Origin of the sequence: Rhodococcus sp. ACPA4 (genome assembly GCF_002300185.1) — a bacterium.
In the GTDB taxonomy this organism is placed as follows: domain Bacteria; phylum Actinomycetota; class Actinomycetes; order Mycobacteriales; family Mycobacteriaceae; genus Rhodococcus_F; species Rhodococcus_F globerula.
The window spans coordinates 2,081,426-2,095,414 of record NZ_NSDY01000001.1 but is presented as its reverse complement, the minus strand read 5'-3'; the positions used below and the strand labels follow the sequence as shown (position 1 = coordinate 2,095,414).

The 13,989-nt window shown below is 63.2% G+C and carries 14 protein-coding genes; 3 read left to right on the top strand and 11 right to left on the bottom strand.

All coding sequences use genetic code 11. The annotated features are described in order from the left end of the window. The first annotated feature begins 12 nt into the window (after positions 1-12). Both CJ178_RS09570 and lat read left to right on the top strand, forming a co-directional pair. Entirely contained in the window at positions 13-474 is a 462-nt protein-coding gene (locus CJ178_RS09570) for an Lrp/AsnC family transcriptional regulator (RefSeq protein WP_045070647.1), read from the top strand. A 65-nt stretch (positions 475-539) separates the two neighbouring features. Next, positions 540-1,871 (top strand): L-lysine 6-transaminase, encoded by a 1,332-nt coding sequence (gene lat, locus CJ178_RS09565; protein WP_095886591.1) that lies wholly within the window; start codon positions 540-542, stop codon positions 1,869-1,871. On the opposite strand, the gene CJ178_RS09560 is transcribed toward lat, so the two are convergent. The 6 genes from CJ178_RS09560 to uraD are packed head-to-tail and all read right to left on the bottom strand — an operon-like array spanning position 1,861 to position 8,538. After that, positions 1,861-4,557, bottom strand: coding sequence for a molybdopterin-dependent oxidoreductase (locus CJ178_RS09560; protein ID WP_095886590.1), 2,697 nt, complete (start codon positions 4,555-4,557; stop codon positions 1,861-1,863). The genes lat and CJ178_RS09560 overlap by 11 nt on opposite strands. After that, positions 4,554-5,360 carry an FAD binding domain-containing protein gene (locus CJ178_RS09555; protein WP_033231237.1) on the bottom strand — a complete coding sequence of 269 codons (807 nt, stop codon included), beginning with the start codon at positions 5,358-5,360 and terminating at the stop codon, positions 4,554-4,556. Before CJ178_RS09555 ends, CJ178_RS09560 begins: the two co-directional genes overlap by 4 nt. Before the next feature lie 7 nt (positions 5,361-5,367). Further along, positions 5,368-6,765 carry an 8-oxoguanine deaminase gene (locus tag CJ178_RS09550; RefSeq protein ID WP_095886589.1) on the bottom strand — a complete coding sequence of 466 codons (1,398 nt, stop codon included), beginning with the start codon at positions 6,763-6,765 and terminating at the stop codon, positions 5,368-5,370. After that, positions 6,753-7,676, bottom strand: a complete 924-nt coding sequence (gene pucL, locus CJ178_RS09545) for a factor-independent urate hydroxylase (protein ID WP_095887912.1) — start codon at positions 7,674-7,676, stop codon at positions 6,753-6,755. The genes CJ178_RS09550 and pucL overlap by 13 nt, the downstream gene beginning before the upstream one ends. 17 nt (positions 7,677-7,693) lie before the next feature. Beyond that, positions 7,694-8,023, bottom strand: coding sequence for a hydroxyisourate hydrolase (uraH, locus tag CJ178_RS09540; protein WP_045070635.1), 330 nt, complete (start codon positions 8,021-8,023; stop codon positions 7,694-7,696). Further along, positions 8,020-8,538: a 2-oxo-4-hydroxy-4-carboxy-5-ureidoimidazoline decarboxylase gene (gene uraD / locus CJ178_RS09535; protein ID WP_045070631.1), complete on the bottom strand. Its 519-nt coding sequence runs from the start codon at positions 8,536-8,538 to the stop codon at positions 8,020-8,022. The genes uraH and uraD overlap by 4 nt, the downstream gene beginning before the upstream one ends. 119 nt (positions 8,539-8,657) lie before the next feature. On the opposite strand from uraD, the gene CJ178_RS09530 reads away from it, so the two are divergent. Beyond that, positions 8,658-9,458 (top strand): tyrosine-protein phosphatase, encoded by an 801-nt coding sequence (locus CJ178_RS09530; protein WP_033231234.1) that lies wholly within the window; start codon positions 8,658-8,660, stop codon positions 9,456-9,458. Between the two features lie 7 nt (positions 9,459-9,465). Here CJ178_RS09530 and CJ178_RS09525 read toward each other — a convergent pair whose 3' ends face one another. The 5 genes from CJ178_RS09525 to CJ178_RS09505 all read right to left on the bottom strand — a co-directional run bounded on the left by CJ178_RS09525 (position 9,466) and on the right by CJ178_RS09505 (position 13,987). Then, positions 9,466-9,813 (bottom strand): VanZ family protein, encoded by a 348-nt coding sequence (locus CJ178_RS09525; protein ID WP_033231233.1) that lies wholly within the window; start codon positions 9,811-9,813, stop codon positions 9,466-9,468. Continuing rightward, positions 9,810-10,151, bottom strand: a complete 342-nt coding sequence (locus CJ178_RS09520; protein WP_033231232.1) for a hypothetical protein — start codon at positions 10,149-10,151, stop codon at positions 9,810-9,812. Before CJ178_RS09520 ends, CJ178_RS09525 begins: the two co-directional genes overlap by 4 nt. A 4-nt stretch (positions 10,152-10,155) precedes the next feature. Further along, the gene (locus tag CJ178_RS09515; RefSeq protein WP_033231231.1) at positions 10,156-10,557 is read right to left on the bottom strand and encodes a DUF1707 SHOCT-like domain-containing protein; all 402 of its coding nucleotides are present in this window, start codon (positions 10,555-10,557) and stop codon (positions 10,156-10,158) included. An 80-nt stretch (positions 10,558-10,637) separates the two neighbouring features. Next, complete coding sequence (locus tag CJ178_RS09510) at positions 10,638-12,434, bottom strand: acetyl/propionyl/methylcrotonyl-CoA carboxylase subunit alpha (protein WP_033231230.1); 1,797 nt, start codon at positions 12,432-12,434, stop codon at positions 10,638-10,640. 140 nt (positions 12,435-12,574) lie between these two features. After that, the gene (locus CJ178_RS09505) at positions 12,575-13,987 is read right to left on the bottom strand and encodes a condensation domain-containing protein (protein ID WP_033231229.1); all 1,413 of its coding nucleotides are present in this window, start codon (positions 13,985-13,987) and stop codon (positions 12,575-12,577) included. Positions 13,988-13,989: the final 2 nt, after the last annotated feature.

The window sequence follows — 13,989 nt, the reverse complement described above, 5'->3', positions numbered from 1 at the left end:
TAACCTTCGCGGGTGGGTGACGAACAGAATGACGGCGGAATTCCTCCGGTCGACGACACGGACAAGTTGTTGATTCGAGAGCTCGTTGTGGACGGGCGTGCCACTTTGGCGAGTCTTGCCGACAAGGCGGGGTTATCGATCTCGGCGGTGCAGTCGCGGGTGCGTCGGCTTGAATCGCGCAACGTGATCCGGGGGTACGCGGCAAAGATCGATCCGGAAGCTGTGGGTCAGAATCTGTCGGCATTTGTCGCGATCTCCCCTCTGGATCCTTCTCAACCCGACGATGCGCCGGCCAGGCTCCGGCACTTGCCCCAAGTGGTGTCCTGTCACTCGGTAGCCGGGGCCGAAAGCTACGTACTTCTTGTTCGAGTCGCCTCGCCCCGGGCATTGGAGGCGTTGCTGCAGGAGATCCGAACGGCGGCCAATGTGAGCACCCGTAGCACGGTCATTCTTCAAACATTTTACGACGAATGACCGATCTGCAGTAATTTTTCCATCTAATCATCGACATGGCAATAATTTTGACTTAATCTTTGCGTATGAGTACCGCGACGCAAGGCTTCGACGGCAGTGCGGATTTCCCGGTGTTCGAGGTCCTGTCTGCCAGTATCCTCACGGACGGATTCGATCTGGTTCTCGATCTCGAACGCTCGCACGGTGTGTATCTACAAGATCTCCGCACCCGTGTCGACTATCTGGACATGTTCGGGTTCTTCGGGTCGTCGGCGCTCGGAATGAACCATCCGGACATTGCCGACGACGAGGCATTCTCGCGCGAATTGGCAATGGTTGCAGCAAACAAGCCGAGTAATTCCGACATCTACAGTGTGCCGATGGCACGATTTGTCGACGCCTTCGTTCGGGTGCTTGGCGATCCGGCGTTACCGCATCTGTTTTTTGTGGACGGCGGCGCCCTTGCTGTGGAGAATGCGCTGAAGGTGGCGTTCGACTGGAAGAGCCGACGGAACGAAAGTGAGGGGCGCTCACCGGATCTCGGGACCAAGGTCTTGCACCTGACCGAGGCTTTCCACGGGCGCAGTGGCTATACGATGTCGCTCACCAACACCGATCCGGGAAAGGTTGCCCGGTTTCCCAAGTTCGACTGGCCTCGGATCACCTCGCCCTATGTCGCGGACGGCCGCGACATCGAGGCTGTCGAGCAGGAAACCTTGGCACAGGCCCGGCAGGCATTTCACGAGAATCCGCACGACATCGCCTGTTTCATCGCCGAACCGATCCAGGGTGAGGGTGGTGACCACCATTTCCGGCCTCGGTTTCTCCAGGCGATGCAGGAATTGTGCCGCGAGAACGACGCATTGTTCGTTCTCGACGAAGTGCAGACCGGGTGCGGATCAACCGGAACGCCCTGGGCCTACCAACAATTGGGGTTGGCACCGGATGTCGTGGCCTTCGGGAAGAAGACTCAGGTCTGCGGCATCATGGCAGGCGGCCGTGTCGGCGAGGTGCACGACAACGTTTTTCACATCAGCTCGCGGATCAACTCGACGTGGGGCGGCAATCTCACCGACATGGTGCGTGCCCGGCGCATTCTCGAGGTCATCGAACGCGACCGGTTGATCGACCGGGTTCGATTCACCGGCGCGCACCTACTTCAGCGACTGACCGCGACAAGCGAAAGGTTCGACGAGGTCACCGAACCCCGCGGACGTGGCCTCATGTGCGCGATCACCCTGAGCGCCACCGAGTTACGCGACCGGGTGGTGACCGCGCTTCGCGAGGACGAGCATGTCCTCATTCTGCCGAGCGGGCAGCGCGGAATTCGGTTCCGTCCACCGCTGACCGTGACAACCGGTGAGTTGGACGCAGCGGTGGACGCCGTCGAGCGGGTACTGCACACACTTACCGCGTGAGCTCGGCCCAGATCCGATCCGGCGTCATCGGAGTGGCGAGGCACCGAACACCCACCGCGTCGAAGATAGCGTTGGCCAGTGCCGGGGCAACGGGATTGAACGGCGCTTCGCTCATGGACTTGGCGCCGAATGGTCCCAACTTGTCGTAGGTATCGGCAAAAAGAACCTCGGTGATCGGGAGATCCGCCAACTGCGGAACGTGATAGTTGCGCAATTGCGGATTCACCACATGCCCGTCCTCGATGACGATCTCCTCGAACATCGCTGCGCCGAGTGCCTGTCCCACACCACCTTCCACCTGCCCACGCAATTGTGCGGGGTTCAGTACCGTGCCGGCGTCGGCAGCCTGGACCGACTGCAGAATGACGACCCGGCCCGTTGCTGTATCCACCGCGACCCGAAAGCCGTGGACGTTGAACGCCACCGACCGCGGCGAGCCGTCATGGTGGCCGTTGGCCGAGAGCGGTCCGCCGTCGAGGAGTGCAGGGAAACCGACAGAGCCGGTTGTGGTGGTTACACCGTCCGTCGCGAGTTCGACCGGACCGACGCACAGTGATTGTGCTCGTGCGAGTATCCGATCACGGAGGCGTTCGCACGCGATCTGGAGAGCCTTGCCCGCCACAACGGTGCCGGCCGAACCGAAGGCGCCGGTGTCGTGTCCACCGATGTCGGTGTCGGATTGAGCGATCACGATGCGATCGACGGTGGTTCGCAATTCGGTGGCGGCAATCTGATGATGAACTGTTGTTGTCCCGTTACCGAATTCGGCGGTACCGATCCGGACCACATAGCGCCCGTCGGCCTCGAGGGTGACCGTGGTGTCGGCGAAGTGTCCGCGCGGCGGGATCGTGGCGATCATCGCAACGGCCATGCCCTGCCCCGTTTTCCACCGGGGTCCGTCTGGCGGCGTCTGCCCGCGTCCGCTCGACAGCGCGCGCTCGACCAGGTCCAGACACTGATCGAGACCGTAACTGCCGAACTCGAGGTCGCCGTCCTCGACGTGCCAGTCCACGAAGTCGTCTCCCGGAACCACCACGTTGCGTCGACGGAACTCGAACGGGTCGACGCCGAGTTTCCGAGCAAGTTGATCCATCGCGGATTCGACGGCAAAGATGATCTGCCCCAGGCCGTAGCCGCGGAACGCACCAGACGGCACATTGTTCGTGTACACGGCCTCGGCGTCGACGCGTTTGGTCGGGCAACGGTAGACGGCAATAGATTCCGCGCAGCCGTGGAACATCACTCCGACGGAATGGTTGCCGTATGCGCCGGCGTCGGAGAGGACGTCGATCGCCAGCGCATTCAGGTGGCCATGCTCGTCAGCGCCCAACCGGACCGACACCCGCATCGGATGCCGCGACGGGGCCATCGTGAACTGATCGCTGCGACTGAACTCGTACTGCACCGGTCGGCCGGTCTTCCGGACGGCAAGGGCAACAAGATCCTCGGTCAGCATTTCCTGCTTGCCGCCGAAACCGCCACCCACTCGCGCGGTGAACACGCGGACTTCCTCGCGGGTGAGACCGAAGATGTGTGCCAACTCGTCCCGAACCAGGAACGGCACCTGCGTGCTGCTGCGAATGACAAGCCGGCCACCGGAGTCCAGCCATCCCACCGCGGCGTGCGTCTCCATGGCAACGTGCTGAACCCGAGCGGTCTGCCACGTGCCTTCGACAACGGCAGCGGATGCACTCAGGGCTTTCTCGACGTCGCCCACTCCGTCGTGGAGTGCGGCGACGATATTGCGCGTGGGCTCGGCGATACGAGCGGACATATCCTTGTCCGCGTGCAGAAGCGGCGCGCCGGGCGCGCGAGCGGGCTCCGGATCGAAGACAGCTGCGCGAACCTCGAAGTCGACCTCGATCAGCGCGAGCGCGCGCTGTGCGTCCCGCGGTGTCTCTGCAATGACAGCGGCAACTCGCTGACCGACGAAACGTACGGTGCGGTCGAAGATGCGGGTGTCGTCCGGATCGTCGGTGCGGTTCTGATGGCGCGCTGTGGAGAAGAGAACATCCGGGCTGTCGAGATAGGTCAGAACGGCAACGACACCGGGCGCGGACTGTGCTGCGGCAGTGTTGATCTCCTTGACATACGCGTGGGGGTGCGGGCTGCCGAGAACCGCCGCGTGCGCCAAGCCCGAAGGGACGTCGCCCTCGGCCAGATCCAGTGTGAAGGGTTCTGTTCCGGTGACGATTCGACTCGAAGCCGGGGCCGCAATGGAACGGCCCTGAGCTACAGAGCGATCCGCGTCCTCGACGTTCTTCGCGCCCGCCAGAGCGTCGCGGATCGAGCGATACCCCGTGCAGCGGCACAGGTTTCCCTTCATCGACGCCGGCAGGTTCTCCTTCTGAGCGGGTGTCAGCGCCGACGCCGTCACCACCATGCCTGCGGTGCAGAATCCGCATTGAAATCCGCCGGCGTCGACAAACGCCTGCTGCACCGGGTGCAGATCGTCTTCAGTGCCGAGACCGGTTGCGGTCACAATCTCGTGCCCGTCGATGCGGTGCGCCGGGAAGATGCACGAATGCGTGGGCGTGCCGTCCAGCAGTACCGAACACGCGCCACAATCCCCGGCGTCGCACCCCTTCTTGACGGACATTACGCCGTGCTCGCGCAGGAACGTCCGCAAGCACTGTCCCGGACGTGGTTCGTCGTCGCGGGCAACCCCGTCGACGGAGTACTTCATGTGAGTTCCTCCCTGACCTCTTCGGCCAGTAGTGCTGTCATCGACTCACGCCAGGGTGCGCTGCCGTGGACGTCCGTGAAATAACAGTCGGCTGGGATCACGCGAAGGGCGTCGGCCAACTCGGACGCGCTCGGGTGGGCGTCGAATCGCAGCACGTGGGGCCGCCGCGTTGCCGCCGTGACGCTGAGTGTGAAACCGGCGACGTCTTTTCGGCCCGCTACGACAACGGCAGACCGTCCGAGTGAGGTCTGAGCGAGTTTGCGTAATGCGGTGCGGGCGAGCAGCGACCGAGTGGGGAGAGTGATGCACCGAATGATGTCGCCGACGCCCAGCGCGTTGGTGCCGTTTCCGGTCACAAAATCTTTCACGGCCACACGGTATTCGCCGCTGCCCGGACGCCACACGGTCAATTCGCCGTCGAGAGTGACGGCCATCGTGGTCATGGCGCCGGCGGGAAACGACAGAGCGATGTTTCCGCCGACGGTGGCGTGGCGCAACACTTTCCACGACGCAAGCAGCGCGTCCGCGCAGTCTCGAAACAACTGCTGAGCCCGGAACTGTGCCACAAGTTCGGAGCGGCACAGTTCCTCGATGGTGCAGGTCGCGGCAATCTCGAGGCCATGTTCGGTGACTGTGAGCGGCTCCCAGCCGAAGCCGGCCAGATCGACAAGCGTGCTCAGATGAGGTTGAGGTTCGGAATACAGCCAAGTGCCGCCTCCGATGAATCCGACACCGGTCGAGGGACCGGGCAGATCGGTCCGAGTGGCCGGCACCAGAACCTGATCGACCGTGTGCAGATCCACTGTCGGCTCACCCGGCCTTTCGCACCAGGTCGAGGTGAGCGCGAGCAACGTCCGATGCGACGACGTCCTCGTCGATCGTGGTTACCCGATCGTCGGCGACCACAACCGCACCGTTCACCATCAGAAGTTTCAACGGTGGTGTCGAGCCGAGCACCAACGCCGCGACCGGGTCGGTGATGCCGGTGTGCGCGAGCGTATTCAGATCCCACACCGCGAGGTCGGCCAGTTTTCCCACTTCGAGGGAGCCGATCTCGTGCTCACGGCCGAGAACCCTCGCGCCCCCGATGGTCCCGAGTTCCAGGGCGGTGCGAACCGTCAAAGCCTGGGGGCCGCCGCGAGCGCGAGCGAACAGGAGGGCGTGGCGCGACTCCTCGACCAAACTGCACGCCTCGTTGCTGGCCGCGCCGTCGACTCCGAGCCCGATGGTGACACCGGCGTCGAGCAAATCGCGGGTGCGCGCGATCCCGGCGCCGAGTCGCGCATTGGACGTAGGGCAGTGTGCCGCAGCGGTTCCCGTGCGCGCCATCGTCTCGATCGCGGAATCGTCGAGGTGGACGGCGTGCGCGAACCATACGTCCGGGCCAACCCAGCCGACTCGCTCCATGTACTCCATCGGCGTGCAGCCGAACAGTTCTGCGCAGAAGTCCTGCTCGTCCAGCGTCTCCGCCAAATGGGTGTGCATTCGGACGCCGGAATCCCGGGCCAGAACCGCGGACTCACGGAGCAACGCCTCGGTGACCGAGAACGGGGAGCAGGGTGCCACCGCGATCCGCAGCATCGAATCGGGGCTGGGGTCGTGCCACCGGTCGATGACCGACGCGGTGCCGGTGAGGATGTCGTCCAGTTTCTCCACGACGTGATCAGGCGGCAGTCCGCCGGAACTCTGCCCGAGGTCCATCGACCCCCGCGTCGGATGGAATCGCAGGCCGACCTGGGCTGCCGCCGTGATTTCCGCTTCGAACACGTCACCGGCATCGCGTGGGACCACGTAGTGATGATCGGTGGTGGTGGTGCATCCCGTCTTCGCCAGCGCGGCGAGGCCACCGGTTGCGGCCGTATGCACTGCGTCGGCGTCGATCCCCGCCCAGATCGGGTACAGCGTGGTCAGCCACTGGAACAGCGTCGAATCGGCAGCCAGGCCGCGAGTGATCCACTGGTACAGGTGATGGTGCGTGTTCACCAGGCCCGGCGTCACGAGGCAACCGGGGGCGTCGACAGTACGTGCCCCGGGAAACTCCGGAGCCGGCCCTTGGCCGACGGCCGTGATCGTATTCCCGGTAACTGCTACGTACCCGTCGGTGAATTCGGTACGGGCGCCGTCCATGGTGACGACGTGGGCACCCGTGATGACGAAGTCGGTCACGGAGTTTGCACTGTTGATGACGAAGTCGGTCACGAAAGCCATCCGGCGTACGTTGTCCACGATGGGCCGGCGTCCGGTGCGTCCGAGCGGCTGACGGCGGCCTGGATCAGGCCGTACGGGCGATCCGCGGCATGGAACACCTCGTTGTCGTTCTCGATACCGAAACGGCCGAGCGCGTAGTCGAAATGGTGCTTGTTGGGTGCGGACAGCCGCACCTCGGCGATGATCGGGAAGTCCTCGAGGATTGCCTTGCCGATCTGGAACAAGGTCTGCTGCAACGCAAGTGAGTGCACCGTCGCGAATTGCTTCACAATCTGCGCCTTGATGCCCACATATACCGATTCCCAGTCGACGTCGGTGGTGGTGAATCGCCACTGCGCCACCAGTGTGGTGGCCATGACGCGGTCCTGCGTCGGTTCGAGGACGGTGTACGGATCCTGGAGGAACCCGGAGAACTCACTGCCGGTGGACTTGAGCAGAACCAGGTCCTTCAGGCCGCCGATCACCCAGGTTCCGGTGTCGTCGTGCGTGATCGACGCGGTTCGCACTTCCTGACCCTTGCGAATCCAGGTGTGATCGTGCTCGGCGCCGTCGACCACCGCGCGCTCCCAGGCGTACTCCTCGATCTCGATCCGTGCGCCCGTCACCGGTTCGATGTCGTCGACAAAATGCGATGCGAGTTCGAGGCCGTACGACTCGATCGAGATCAGGCCCTTTTCCTTGGCGTAGGCATACGCGGTCTGCTTCTGAGTATCGGTGGGAAGAACCTTCGACTGATCGCCGGTGAGGTAGGCATCGGCGAAATCGCCTCGCAGACAAGTGGAGACGTTGATGTCGTGAATCTCGTGGCGCGGCGTGTCGCGGTAGATCCGGACAACACGATTCTCGGCCTTGCCGTACTGGTGCCCGGTGAGTTCGATGGTTCCGGAGAGCGGTGCGGTGGTGGTGTTGATGGTGTTCACAGTGGTTCTCAGCTCCCGCGATAGGTGGAATAGGCAAAGGGGGACAGCAACAGCGGGACGTGATAGCCACGGCTCGTGTCGTCTATCCGGAAGGTCACTGTCACTTCCGGGTAGAAGGTTTCCTGCTGGATCGACTCGAAATATGTTCCGGTGTCGAAGATCAGGCGGTAGGTTCCGGAAGTCAGGCCGTCTGGGGCAAGTTCGGCGACCCGGCCGTCGGAATCGGTGTGGGCCTGAGAAATCTGCGAACCGTCCGGCTCGCAGAGCTGGACGTGGACACCTTCGGCGGGGTTGCCGGTTGTCGCATCGAGGACGTGTGTACTCAGTACCTTGCTCATGCATCATCTCCGGACAACGAGTCGATCAGACGGGTGAGTCTGATGCGATTGATAGCGGCCAACTCGATTCGTAGCACGCGGCGTTCGGACTCCGGATCGTTTTCCAGTCGCTTCTGGAGTATGTCGAGGAGCTCGGTGGCCGACCGACCGCTTGCACAGACGAGGTAGACGTGCGAGAACTTGTCCTCGTACTCGGCGTTCTTGATGCGCAACTGCTCGAGGACGTCGGCGCCGGCCGTGGATACCGCGGCCTGTTCGCGACTCGACGACGCGTTCTCGGTGCGCTCACCGATACGCGGGTGCCCCGCGAGGGCTTTGTCGATCTCGGATTCGGGTAGGTCGCGCAGCACGGAATCCGCGCTGTCCAGCAGAGCGTCGAGGCTCGCGAAGGGCCGTGCCGCCGCGAGCGAGTTCGCCCAGGCGTCGGAGTGGCAACAGTCGAGCAGAGCCTTGCGCACCGATTGGTCTGCGAGTGCGTTGAACGCATCGAGACCGCTGGAATTCGTTGTAGGCATGTCCACAGCATTATCCGAACATGTTTCGGAAATGTAGCGCAGCAATTACGGGCGATCGTACGTCGCAATTGTCGCGAGTGTCATAAGTCGTGAGGGTGTCATCGCCTATGTTCGTAGGTATGACTGACAATCCGAAGCTGTCTTCCGTTGTTCCTTCGCTGGCGAACCTGCGTGATATCGGGGGACCGGAGTCCCGATTCGGCGGTTCGGTGCGAACCGGCGCGGTGTACCGCTCCACCGATCTAGCGTCGCTCAGCAAAGAAGGCGAGCAGACGCTGGCCGACTTGGCCGTCACCACGATCTACGACCTGCGAACCGCCTCCGAGCGCGAAACAGCACCGGACCGGACCCCGGCCGGAATCCGGGAACTCGGACTGGACGTATTGGCGGACAAGCAGTATCGAGCTATCCCGGCCCAGATGCAACAAATGATCGCCGATCCCCGGGCCGCGTCAGAGTTGCTGGGAAGCGGGCAGGCGCTCGAGTACTTCCAAGGCAGCTACCGCGATTTTGTGACCCTGCCCAGCGCGGTGGCGTCGTACCGCCAGTTGTTCCTCGACCTGGCAGAGCCATCCAGCGCGCCGGCACTCATTCACTGCACGACGGGTAAAGACCGGACGGGATGGGCCGCGGCGGCGCTGTTGCTCTTCCTCGGTGCGTCGAAGGACGCGGTGTTCGAGGACTACCTGCTGACGAACACGGTCCTGCTACCGCTGTTCGCGCCGCTCTTCGAGAAATTTGCCGCCACGGGAGGGGATCCGACGCTGCTCGAAGGCGTTCTGGGGGTACGGCCCGAGTACCTGGAGGCATCGCTTGCCGAACTGGAATCGGTGCACGGTTCCATCGAGGCGTATTTCACCGACGGGCTCAAGATCGACCAGGACACTCAGACTCGGTTGCGCGGCAACCTGATCGGCTGAACGCGGGTTAGACGGCGCGGGCCCGTCGCCGGTATCCGGCGGCGGCGACGATCCCGATGCCGATCGCGATACCGACCAGATCGGCGGCCGCGTCCCACACCGAACCGGAACGGGAAATCGGCAGGACTCCCTGCAGGACTTCGGACACCGCGGCAAAGGCGATCAGCCACAGCGCCGTGAGCCACCAGGGGATTCTGGCGTGCAACGACGTCATCGCCAGAACCACGAACATCAATGTGTGGGTGACCTTGTCGCTGTTCTCCGGCCCGGACGGAACGGTGGATCCGGGGGAGAACAGCATGATCAGTGCGATCACCACAGCGATGGCGAGTGGCCAGTACCGGTTGTACGTCATCCGCGCGTCACCGTGAGTTCGAGGGCGCCCTCGGCAAAACGCGAAACCGCGTCTGTTGCGGTAGCAAGAGCATCGTCGTGGCCGGATCTTGCCCAACCGGTGAGTTCGGCAGTGGCGCCGCGGGGCGTCAGCAGAACCTCCGCCAGAAGTTCACCGGTATTCGGTTGGCACACAGCCCACGAGTAGACGGTGTTCTCGGCCCACTGAGATGTCCGGAGATCTACGTAACCGGGGTCGCTGATCCCTCCGTCGGCAAGCGCCGGTCGGTCGTCGACGCGTTCGTCCGCGCGCAACGCACGCAGGTACCACGCGCCCGCATTGATCTCTATCGGGTCCATGAATTCAGGAATTCCTGTCGTCGCGACGTTTCTTCTTGCGTTCTTTGTCCGTCCCGAACAGCAGCGCGCCGGCCAGTGGAATGGCAAGAAACCACAGCCACGTACCGGTGACGAAGAAGAGGATGAGGGCAAGAATCGGGATGACCGCCATGATGCGACCGGACCAGTCGGGGTCGAACTTCCGCGCTGGAACCGAAGCTGATGTGGTGGCGGGAGATGGAACGGGATCGGGAAGATCCTTGAAAACCGGAGCGAGTTCACTGCGAGTTGTTGCAGCCGTGACGATTCCACTGCGCTCGTCGAACTCCGAGACAGTGAGGCGACCGGCTGCAAAATGCTCGGTCAGCGCCGTCAATGCCTGCTCACGTTCAGCAGTGCCGATACGAATGTCGGGAACATCAGCCATGAGTGACAGCCTACTCAAACGACTGTGCGCCTTTCCGGTAGTGGGAACTACCGGAAAGGCGCACACGGGCCGGAGGCCCCTTACTTAAGTTCTGCCAGAACCGTGCCCTGAGTGATGGCTGCGCCTGCCTCGACGGACAGTCCGGTGACGATGCCGGCCTTGTGCGCGTTGACAGGGTTTTCCATCTTCATGGCCTCGAGGACAGCGATGAGGTCGCCTTCGGCAACTTCCTGGCCCTCGGTGACGGCAACCTTGACGACGGTGCCCTGCATCGGAGCGGTGACGGCGTCACCGGATGCTGCGCCGCCGCCCGCGCCGCCGCGCTTGCGTGCCTTCGGCTTCTTGCGGATGGCACCGGATGCTGCGCCGCCGCCGTTGCCGAGCGAGAACTGACCCGGGAGGGAAACCTCGACACGACGTCCACCGACCTCGACGACAACGTTCTGACGCGGCAGAGCCTCGTCCTCGTCGTCGACCGGTGCACCGGAACCGGCGTACGGCTCGATGGTGTTTTCCCAGTCGGTTTCGATCCACTTGGTGTAAATGTCGAACTTCTCGCCGTTGCCGACGAATGCCGGGTTCTCGACGATGTGGCGGTGGAACGGGAGGACGGTCGCGAGGCCGTCGATCTCGAACTCGGCCAGAGCGCGAGAAGCACGCTGGAGGGCTTCTTCGCGGTTGGCGCCGGTGACGATGAGCTTGGCGAGCATGGAGTCGAACTGGCCGCCGATGACGTCGCCGGCAACAACACCGGAATCGACGCGGACGCCGGGGCCCGAGGGCTCACGGTAGACGGAAACGGGGCCGGGGGCGGGCATGAAGCCGCGGCCGGCGTCTTCGCCGTTGATGCGGAACTCGAAGGAGTGTCCACGCGGGGTGGGATCTTCCTTGATGGAGAGCTCTTCACCGTTGGCGATGAGGAACTGCTGACGCACCAGGTCGATGCCTGCGGTCTCTTCCGTGACAGGATGCTCGACCTGCAGGCGGGTGTTGACCTCGAGGAAGGAGATGGTGTCGCCCTGAACGAGGTACTCGACCGTTCCGGCGCCGTAGTAGCCGGCTTCCTTGCAGATCGCCTTGGCGGACGCGTGGATGCGTGCGCGCTGGTCGTCCGTCAGGAAGGGGGCCGGAGCCTCTTCGACGAGCTTCTGGAAACGACGCTGCAGCGAGCAGTCGCGGGTACCGGCAACAACAACGTTGCCGTGCTGGTCGGCGATGACCTGAGCTTCGACGTGGCGCGCCTTGTCGAGGTACTGCTCGACGAAGCACTCGCCGCGACCGAAGGCGGCGATGGCCTCACGGGTAGCGGATTCGAACAGCTCGGGGATTTCCTCGATGGTCTGGGCGACCTTCATGCCGCGTCCACCGCCGCCGAATGCTGCCTTGATGGCAACCGGTACACCGAATTCCTTGGCGAACGCGACGACCTCGTCGGCACCCTTGACGGGGTCCTTGGTGCCGGCTGCCATCGGAGCCTTGGCGCGCTCGGCGATGTGACGAGCGGTGACCTTGTCGCCGAGGTCGCGGATGGACTGCGGTGATGGACCGATCCAGATCAGGTTCGCGTCGATGACGGCCTGGGCGAAGTCGGCGTTCTCGGAGAGGAAGCCGTAGCCCGGGTGAATGGCGTCGGCGCCGGACTTACGGGCTGCGTCGAGAATCTTGTCGAATACGAGGTAGGACTCGGCGGAGGTCTGTCCACCGAGGGCAAACGCCTCGTCTGCGAGCTTCACGAACTGTGCGTCGGCATCGGGTTCGGCGTAGACAGCGACGCTGCCGTAGCCGGCGTCCTTGGCTGCCCGAATGACCCGCACCGCGATCTCACCGCGGTTTGCGACAAGCACCTTCGTAATGTGCGCGCTGGCATGACTGGGCACTGAGCCTCCTGTAGTTCGCATTATCTGTCTCCTCGGTGCACTGACGGAGCAGTCACCGTCGGAGTTTTACTGGCATCGCTTCGGAGTGTATTCATCGCTTCGATGCAGGTTGTAACCGGATCGGTCTACCTGGGCCGTGCTCACGAAACGGTTTGCAAAGCTACCGACGAGTAGCCGGGAGCGTCGTTTGTCGGGTTCTTCTCTTCGTTGCCGACGACCGTTTCTTCGATCGCTCGACGGAACGCCGCCACATACTTGTGCACCGACGAGTTTGCGGTGTCGTTGTTGGGATAGCGCACAGCCAGATTGAGACCCTGTGGTGTTCGATTGATCCAGAGGTAGACGTCATGGGTGTATGCCTTGCTGCGCAGCGCGCGTGCCTTCCATTCCGGCCACTGTGCTGCTTCCGGGACAAATCGAACATCCATGTAGGACACCACAAATCGAGGCCGGATCGGAGTTCCGAGTTTCTCTCCGATGCGATCGAACGGTATCGCTGCCGCCGGTTTGCGCATGGACATCGATGTGGCAGCCCGCTCGGCGAGAGTGTCGAAGGAGCGGTCGGAATCAATCGGGATGTCCAGTGGACACAAACCGACGAACCACCCGAGCGCGCCGGCCCATTCCTGAGCGGTGCGAGTGTGGATCGGCGTCACGACCCGGAAATGATCGACCCCGGCGACGTCATGTCCGACGGCGGCAAGGCGGCCGAGCAGTCCCGCGAAGTAGCCGACCCCGCTCGCGGCGCACTTGGCGCTGAACGCCTTCGACTGATCGGTGTCGAGAAGCCACGTCGACAGCCCGTTCTGGGACTCCGGACCCCGATCGCCGATAGGCAGTGGAAACTGGGGGAGTCCGCCGTCTTCCATGGCCTCTCGCCAGACGTCGAGAGCGGCGTCCTCGGCGTCTTGATCGGCCATCTGCTGGCGTTCCTGTGCCCCGAAATCGACGTAGCTGCCGACCGGGAACAAGTTGGCAGGCTGGCCCGTCAGATTCTCGCGATACAGCGACGCGATCTCGTGTGCGATCAGGACGATGGAAAAACCGTCGATGATCGAGTGATCGGCCGCGAAGAACACTGTGAAGGGGCCGTCGTCGGTTCGAGGTGTGAGGGTCGCGAACACGTACGACGGCCAACTGTGCGGTGACGCAAACTCGTCGAACAGGCGGTGCAGGTGCTCGAAATTGACCTGGCTCGGCGAGTTGTATCCGTGATCGACAACGCCGATGTCGATTCCGTTCACGGGAACCGTGTGCCGAATGATCTCACCCGACTCGGTATCGAGTGACGTGTGCGAGCGAAGAACTTCGTGCCGATCGATCCACTGCTGCAAGGTAATTCGGAAAGCCTCGAGATCGAGTGGTCCGGGGATCTCGAACGCCGTTCCGAGCCAGGACTGCCCGCCCGCGCCCGCGGACGAGCGCTGCAGGTGCGCCTCGTGGATGTACGACGCCGGGCGCGGATCAGGCGTCCATTGACCGGTTGCGCACGGAAGCCATTCGACGAGCGATCCACTGGGAATCGCGTAGTCGGCAAGTTCGGTGAATTCCATGT

Bases quoted from the DNA above. Each gene is read 5' to 3' on its own strand.
- CJ178_RS09560 (WP_095886590.1), bottom strand. From the start codon at position 4,557: ATGAAGTACTCCGTCGACGGGGTTGCCCGCGACGACGAACCACGTCCG.
- CJ178_RS09530 (WP_033231234.1), top strand. From the start codon at position 8,658: ATGACTGACAATCCGAAGCTGTCTTCCGTTGTTCCTTCGCTGGCGAAC.
- CJ178_RS09520 (WP_033231232.1), bottom strand. From the start codon at position 10,151: ATGGACCCGATAGAGATCAATGCGGGCGCGTGGTACCTGCGTGCGTTG.
- CJ178_RS09515 (WP_033231231.1), bottom strand. From the start codon at position 10,557: ATGGCTGATGTTCCCGACATTCGTATCGGCACTGCTGAACGTGAGCAG.
- uraD (WP_045070631.1), bottom strand. From the start codon at position 8,538: ATGCCTACAACGAATTCCAGCGGTCTCGATGCGTTCAACGCACTCGCA.
- CJ178_RS09550 (WP_095886589.1), bottom strand. From the start codon at position 6,765: ATGGCTTTCGTGACCGACTTCGTCATCAACAGTGCAAACTCCGTGACC.
- CJ178_RS09505 (WP_033231229.1), bottom strand. From the start codon at position 13,987: ATGGAATTCACCGAACTTGCCGACTACGCGATTCCCAGTGGATCGCTC.
- uraH (WP_045070635.1), bottom strand. From the start codon at position 8,023: ATGAGCAAGGTACTGAGTACACACGTCCTCGATGCGACAACCGGCAAC.
- lat (WP_095886591.1), top strand. From the start codon at position 540: ATGAGTACCGCGACGCAAGGCTTCGACGGCAGTGCGGATTTCCCGGTG.
- CJ178_RS09525 (WP_033231233.1), bottom strand. From the start codon at position 9,813: ATGACGTACAACCGGTACTGGCCACTCGCCATCGCTGTGGTGATCGCA.